General features: G+C 39.5%; 4 protein-coding genes. 3 read left to right on the forward strand and 1 reads right to left on the reverse strand.

The features are described from left to right. Nucleotides 1-384: 384 nt before the first annotated feature. The gene (locus Q0505_RS14745) at nt 385-2,796 is read left to right on the forward strand and encodes an alpha-ketoacid dehydrogenase subunit alpha/beta (RefSeq protein ID WP_299214342.1); all 2,412 of its coding nucleotides are present in this window, start codon (nt 385-387) and stop codon (nt 2,794-2,796) included. A gap of 330 nt (nt 2,797-3,126) precedes the next feature. Here Q0505_RS14745 and Q0505_RS14750 read toward each other — a convergent pair whose 3' ends face one another. Then, complete coding sequence (locus Q0505_RS14750) at nt 3,127-5,178, reverse strand: HDIG domain-containing metalloprotein (RefSeq protein WP_299214345.1); 2,052 nt, start codon at nt 5,176-5,178, stop codon at nt 3,127-3,129. A 432-nt stretch (nt 5,179-5,610) separates the two neighbouring features. Between Q0505_RS14750 and Q0505_RS14755 the strand changes: the two genes are divergently transcribed. Both Q0505_RS14755 and Q0505_RS14760 read left to right on the forward strand, forming a co-directional pair. Further along, nucleotides 5,611-6,789 (forward strand): acetyl-CoA C-acyltransferase, encoded by a 1,179-nt coding sequence (locus tag Q0505_RS14755; protein ID WP_299214348.1) that lies wholly within the window; start codon nt 5,611-5,613, stop codon nt 6,787-6,789. An 18-nt stretch (nt 6,790-6,807) separates the two neighbouring features. Further along, on the forward strand, nt 6,808-7,557 hold the full coding sequence (locus Q0505_RS14760) for a C40 family peptidase (protein WP_299214350.1): 750 nt from the start codon (nt 6,808-6,810) through the stop codon (nt 7,555-7,557). The last annotated feature ends 200 nt before the right edge of the window (nt 7,558-7,757 follow it).

Consider the following 7,757-nt stretch of genomic DNA (forward strand, 5'->3'; position numbering starts at 1 on the left):
TAGAAATCACATGCATAAAAAGAGTATTTTCTTTTAGTTAGGTATTTTTTGAACGAGCAAAGAAAATGAACAAATAACTTGATTATAAGTAAATTACATTAAACTTTAACGTAATTACACTAAAAGACTCACTAATTGTTTACGTAGAACTCACTTTAATATAGAAAACGTTGTAGTTGTCCTGTGTACGCTTTCGCGAAAGCGTATACCACCGCTTTTATAGTTGTCAATTTCTTAATAGAAATCTAATTATTTCTGTTTTATTGGATTATTCTCATTAAAAACATAGTTATACTAAATTATATCGAATTTGTTAACGCAAAATCTCCTTGCTTTTGAGGGTTGTTTTTTGTAATTTCGCACAACTTTTTATACCACATCTCTATGGCAACAACAAAGACTCAAACTGCAAAGTTATCTTTTGAAGATTTTAAAGTATCTGTACTTGCAGACTATAAAATAGCGGTAACGAGTCGGGAATGTAGCCTTTTAGGAAGACGAGAAGTACTCACAGGAAAAGCAAAATTTGGTATCTTTGGAGATGGGAAAGAACTACCACAACTTGCGTGGGCACGTGCTTTTAAAAATGGAGATTTCAGATCTGGATATTACAGAGATCAAACTTTTATGATGGCGATCAACCATCTCAATATAGAACAGTTTTTTGCAGGACTCTACGCACATACAGACATAGATTTTGATCCTATGAGTGCCGGAAAGCAAATGGGAGGTCACTTTGCAACACACAGTTTGGATGCAGATGGAAACTGGAAAAACTTACTAGCACAAAAAAATTCAAGTGCAGATATCTCCCCTACGGCGGGACAAATGCCTAGATTATTAGGACTTGCACAAGCATCAAAAGTATATCGCCACGTACAAACGACCCAAAAAGAAAACTTCTCCGAAAACGGAAATGAAGTCGCTTGGGGAACGATTGGAAATGCCAGTACTAGTGAAGGACTCTTTTTTGAAACCATTAATGCCGCTGGCGTGTTACAAGTCCCAATGGTCATTAGTGTTTGGGATGATGAGTACGGAATCTCAGTACACGCAAAACATCAAACTACCAAAGAAAATATATCAGAAATCCTAAGTGGTTTCCAACGTACGGAAGATGCAAACGGATACGAAATTATACGCGTAAACGGTTGGGATTATCCTGCGCTTATTGAAGCCTATGAACGTGCTGGAAAAATTGCTCGTGAAGAACACATTCCTGTACTTGTACACGTATTAGAATTAACCCAACCACAAGGACACTCTACCTCTGGATCACACGAACGTTACAAAAATGAAGAGCGTCTTGCTTGGGAAAGAGCACACGATTGTAATGTAAAATTTAAAGAGTGGATCATTGCGCAAGGTCTTGCCACACAAGAAGAACTTGACCTGATTGACAAAGGAATCAAAAAAGAAGTACGAGATGGTAAAAAAGCCTCTTGGAATGCGTTCTCTTACCCTACTCAAACCGAACAACAAAAAGTACTTTCTATACTTAAAGACCTGATTCAAGGGTCCGCTAACGGGAGTTTTATACAACCCCTACATACAGAACTCGCCTCCAATAAAGAACCGCTTAAAAGCGATCTTTTACGGATTTCTCGTAGAGCTTTGCACTATGTGATAGGAGAAAATTCTCCTGCCAAAAAAACACTCCAGGAGTGGATCACTTCCTATATAGAAAAAACACAACCAGATTATAGTGCGCACTTATATAGCGAGTCTTCTAGTAATGCCACTCAAATTGAAGAAGTAGCACCTATATACACAGACGATAGTACCACGGTAGACGGACGTGTGATTTTACGTGAAAATTTTGATCACATCTTCAACACACATCCTAACAGCCTTATTTTTGGAGAAGATGCAGGAGCCATAGGTGATGTAAATCAAGGACTAGAAGGACTACAAGAAAAATATGGCGAATTACGTGTAGCTGATACAGGAATCCGTGAAGCCACTATTATAGGACAAGGGATTGGAATGGCGATGAGAGGCCTACGTCCTATTGCCGAAATACAATACTTAGATTACCTACTCTATGCCATCCAAATACTAAGCGATGACTTAGCCACCTTGCGTTACCGTTCCCATGGAAAACAAAAAGCACCGCTTATTGTACGTACCAGAGGTCATCGACTAGAAGGAATTTGGCATAGCGGATCACAAATGGCAGCAGCCATTCATTTACTAAGAGGAATGTATATTTTAACCCCTCGTAATATGACCAAAGCTGCTGGTTTTTACAACACACTATTAGAAAGTGATGAACCTGCCTTGATCGTAGAATGTTTGAATGGATACCGTCTTAAAGAACAAATGCCAGAAAACTTAGGTGAACTAAGAACCCCTATTGGTGTGGTAGAAACCGTCAAAGAAGGAACTGATATTACTCTACTTTCTTACGGAAGTACGTTACGCATTGTGCAAGAAGTTGCACAACAATTACTCACTGTTGATATTAATGCTGAAGTCATTGACGCACAATCCTTATTACCTTTTGATATCAACCATGATGTGGTAAAAAGTGTACAAAAAACCAATCGAATCCTCGTGATCGATGAAGATATGCCTGGAGGTGCGAGTGCGTATTTATTACAACACATCCTTGACGATCAAGATGCCTATCAATACCTAGACAGTAAACCACAAACACTAACGTCGAAAGCACATAGACCTGCCTACGGAACCGACGGAGACTACTTCTCAAAACCATCTGCCGAAGATATTTTTGAAAAAGTATACGAGATGATGCACGAAGCAGATCCTGATACGTATCCTCCTATTCGATAAGCCTCCTAACCCGAAAGGAGAAACATAGCAAATTCATTCCTTTGATACAATTTTCGCTTTCGCGAAAATCAAATCAACTCAAATTAAAGCCCCTTTCCTCAGCGAGGGAAGGTGGCTATATCAAGGGACGAGATATAGACGGAAGGGAGAGAAACATGAGATCTTGTCCAGGAACTTTTAAGGGATCTCAGATCACAAATAGAGTATTACTCTATTTATATGATTTAGTATTTTGGTAATTTGGACAAAAAAACATAAACTAACGACCACCTACCAACAGCTAAAGACTAACTGCCAACGACCACCGAATAAAGACTAAAGACCAAAACCCTACTCCGGATACTCAATACGCAAGTGATAAATATTAACCAACTTTTTCTTAAGCACCTTTTTGACCTGTTGGATTTCTTTAAACGTAATATCCGCATTTAGATACTGACCATCGTCCATTTGTTTTTTAATGATCTTTTCCACAAAAGAATCAATAAGTATAGACGTAGGATTTTTTAGACTCTTGCTAGCTGCCTCCACACTATCAGACATCATCAGAATAGCCGTCTCTTTGCTAAAAGGAAGCGGTCCTGGATATTGAAAATCAGTGATTACAGCATCCTCATTGACCTCTTTTTCTTTCATATAGAAGTAATGTACGGTACTCGTACCGTGATGCGTACGGATAAAATCAATCACACGATCTGGTAAATTATTTTTTCGTGCGATCTCAATCCCATCAATGACGTGATCAATGATAATACGAGCACTTTCTTTAGGAGAAAGCTCATCATGCACATTAATACCTGTCGACTGATTTTCGGTGAAATCAGTAGGATTATTCATTTTCCCAATGTCATGATATAAAGCCCCTACGCGCACGAGCATTGCGTTAGCCCCTATTTCGTTTGCTGCAGCTTCGCATAAGTTGGCAACATTTAGACTATGGTGAAATGTTCCGGGTGCTTTATCGGCGAGTAGTTTAAGGAGTTTAGAATTGGTGTCTGATAATTCCAATAATGACACATCACTCATTAATCCAAAAATCTTTTCATAAATATAGATCAATGGTTGTACAAATAAGGTAGCAAGTCCAGCGAGTACAAAAAGTCCTAGATTTTCCCATTCTAGGTTTTCGACACCACCTTGATGGATGCTATTAAATGCAAAATAGGCAATGATATAAATCAACGTGATCTGACCCACAGAAATAAAGAGATTCGCTCTTTTATACAATTCCTGTGTACTTAGTATTGTTACAATCCCAGCGATGACTTGCAAAAAGAAATACTCAAAACTATCAGGTACGATAAACCCAAGAAGCAGAATCGTAATCACGTGTGTAAACAATCCTAATCGCGCATCAAAAAACGCCTTAATAATCAGCGGGAGGATACACAAAGGAACGGCATACACATACGCAGGATTGAACTTCACAACTGCTGTAGTCAGCAATACCATTAATAAAACATTAAAAAGAATAAAGGTAATCTGTGTATTATTCTCGTATACTTTTGGGCGATAATTCCGTATAAAAAGTAATAGCATTACCAATGCCAAAACGACTAAAACGATATACCCCACCAAAATCCAATTATATCGAGAGTCGCTAAAGTTTTGTGTTTCATATTTCGCTTTAAGCGAAATCATTTTCTGCAATGCCTCCCCTTCTACAAGTTCTCCTCTCGCAATAATCCGACTCCCTTTTGTCACAACTCCTCTTGTAGGAGAAAGCTGTGATAACTCATCAGAAATCGTATTTTGTGTAAGTGTCGCGTTATATACCGCATTGGGTAAAATACTGTCATAAAATACTTGCAAAAAGAGATTTTTGTACGTTGCATAATTACTATCATCCAAGCGTTCTTGCAATACCGACGGTACCTCACTTGCTTCATAAATCTGTCCTAAATTTACCTGTGTGACTTCACTTCCATTTTTAAGATATGCCAAGCGACTCGTATCTAAAGCTGGTTTTTGTTTGGCGATTCCAGTTGTATAGATCTCCGTTAAAAGATCACGACCAAATTTTTTAAGTCTTGATTTAGATACATTAACAATCAAAGAATCTTTAAATACATTTGGAAATGCCGCATCATAACGAGCGATGGCATCATCCACCACATTTTCGTCATATTCAAAATATAAAAACGCCTGAGAACGAATCTCTTCGCGCTCTTGTTCCAGTGTCTCTTCGCTTTTTAGAATGGCAAAATCCTCATCGGCGTACAAATTTTCGTTTGCCCAAGGAAATCCTTTTTGAAAATCATATTGAAATTTTCCACTCTTGGGAAGGAAATAAACAATCAACACCGCACAAGTAGCAATCAGTAAAAGCTTATAGAGTAGGTCTTGATTTTTATAAAATGTTTTTACCACAGTTGTTATCATATTTTCTAACAAAGCTAAAGTACTAAAAAAAGCCCCCCTTATCCTCAAAGGAGGAATTAAAATATGTGATATCCTTATACGCTTTCGCGAAAGCGAAATAACTTATACGCAAACCAAAATAGCACCTTCCCTCAGCGAGGAAAGGTAGCTATATCGAGTAACGAGATATAGACAGAAGGGAAAGCACACGAAATTTTACATAAAATCTCCTAAAGGTTTCACTGCACAAATAGAGTATTGTTCTATTTTAGAGTAGTACTCTATTTGCAAACACTGCAAACAAGTAATTCCTTCTACCGCTGGAAGAAGATTAGGATGAGCCAAAAAGACAAAAAATATTGTTCAAAAAACGTGCATAACTATCAAGAACACATATCCTAAATTTTAGTACTTTCGCGTAGTGATTTTATCATATCATAAATACCATAAGTTATGAGTAAAAATGTAGTTATTGTTGCTGCTGCACGTACGCCCATAGGAAGTTTTTTAGGAAGCCTTTCCTCTGTATCTGCCAGTAAATTAGGAACCATTGCGATTAAAGGCGCTATGGATAAAATACAATTAGATCCCGCTTCTATAAACGAAGTTTTTATGGGAAATGTAGTACAAGCTGGCGTAGGTCAAGCACCCGCAAGACAAGCCGCTATTGGCGCTGGGATTCCAGATACCGTTCCTTGTACCACGATCAACAAAGTATGTGCTTCAGGAATGAAAGCCGTAATGCTAGGTGCACAATCCATTATGCTAGGTGATAACGATGTAGTTGTTGCTGGTGGTATGGAAAACATGAGCCAGATCCCCCATTACGTACACTTACGTAACGGACATAAATTTGGACCACAAACTATGGTGGACGGAATGCAAAAAGACGGTCTTGTCGACGCTTATGATGGCAATGCGATGGGTGTTTGTGCAGACCAATGCGCCACCGAATATAAATTCTCAAGAGAAGATCAGGATGCGTTTGCGATTCAATCATACGAGCGTAGTGCTGCCGCCTGGGAAGCAGGAAAATATGATGAAGAAGTCGTACCTGTTGCTGTACCACAACGTCGTGGAGACGATGTGATTGTAAGTAAAGATGAAGAGTTTACCAACGTGCGTATGGACAAAATTCCTACCCTACGCCCTGCCTTTACAAAAGACGGAACGGTAACGGCTGCTAATGCGTCTACGATTAATGACGGTGCAGGTGCGGTGATTTTAATGAGTGAAGAAAAAGCAAAAGAACTGAATCTAACGCCATTATGTGTGATTAAAGGATTTGCAGATGCGGCACACGAGCCAGAATGGTTCACCACAGCCCCATCTAAAGCCTTACCAAAAGCACTAGCCAAAGCAGGTGTCACACAAGATGAGATTGACTTCTTCGAGTTTAATGAAGCCTTTGCTGTGGTTGGTCTAGCGAATATGAAGATTTTAGGGCTCACAGATAAAAATGTAAATGTAAACGGTGGTGCTGTATCGCTAGGACATCCGTTGGGATGTAGTGGGGTGCGAATCCTGATTACCTTATTGAACGTATTAAAACAAAACAATGGAAAGCTAGGGGCTGCTGCGATATGCAACGGCGGTGGTGGTGCTTCTGCCATCGTGATCGAAAACCTATAGTACGCCCTCCCTTCCTATATGAAATACGGAATTTGTCATTTGAGTAGCATCCCCATGCGATTAGAAACCACTGATCGCAGTGAGATGGTGAATCAGCTTCTTTTTGGAGAAGTCTTTAAGGTGCCTGAAAAACGGAAATCTTGGAGTCGGATTCGCTTAGCCCATGACAATTATGTAGGTTGGATTGATAATAAACAATATCGGGAGATTAGTGAGGAGGAATACGCTTTTGCGAAAGCGCAAACACCCGCACTCATCTCCGACCCCGTACAGTTCGTGTCTGACGCTCACGGGCAATTACACACCGTCCTTCTCGGTGGATCGGTACACACCTGTTCCCTGCTGAATTATACCTACGAAGGTTCAAGTGTGTCCGGTAAAAAAGAAAAAAGCCATCTCATTAAAACTGCTTTACAATACCTAAATACGCCTTATTTATGGGGAGGCAGAACGCCGTTTGGCATCGACTGTTCTGGATTCACACAAATGGTGTATCGCTTAAACGGCTACCGACTCTTACGCGATGCCTCAGAGCAAGCCACCCAAGGTGAAGCCCTCAGTTTTATTGAAGAAAGCGAACCTGGGGATTTAGCGTTTTTTGACAATGAAGAAGGCAACATTGTACACGTAGGCATCATCATGGAAGATAACTATATCATACACGCCCACGGCGAAGTGCGCCTTGACCGCCTCGATCACTCAGGTATTTACAACGTACATCAAAAGAAACATACGCATAAATTGCGAGTGATTAAGAAGGTAGTGTAAAGCCCTACTTTTGTCAGGCTGAGCATGTCGAAGCCCATACCTAATCATCATCTATTGTCCGTTCGATTGCCCTCGAGGGGCTATTATTATAAATCATTTTTTTTGTTTTTCACAAGTAATGTGGTAAACTCTAAAAGGGTTTGGTAGGAAGTGAATAGTTTTAGAAATTAGTATAATAGTCTTTTACGGTTATGACATCA

It is taken from the genome of uncultured Dokdonia sp. (assembly GCF_937910895.1).
Classification (GTDB): Bacteria; Bacteroidota; Bacteroidia; order Flavobacteriales; family Flavobacteriaceae; genus Dokdonia.

Bases quoted from the DNA above. Each gene is read 5' to 3' on its own strand.
- Q0505_RS14745 (WP_299214342.1), top strand. From the start codon at position 385: ATGGCAACAACAAAGACTCAAACTGCAAAGTTATCTTTTGAAGATTTT.
- Q0505_RS14750 (WP_299214345.1), bottom strand. From the start codon at position 5,178: ATGATAACAACTGTGGTAAAAACATTTTATAAAAATCAAGACCTACTC.
- Q0505_RS14755 (WP_299214348.1), top strand. From the start codon at position 5,611: ATGAGTAAAAATGTAGTTATTGTTGCTGCTGCACGTACGCCCATAGGA.
- Q0505_RS14760 (WP_299214350.1), top strand. From the start codon at position 6,808: ATGAAATACGGAATTTGTCATTTGAGTAGCATCCCCATGCGATTAGAA.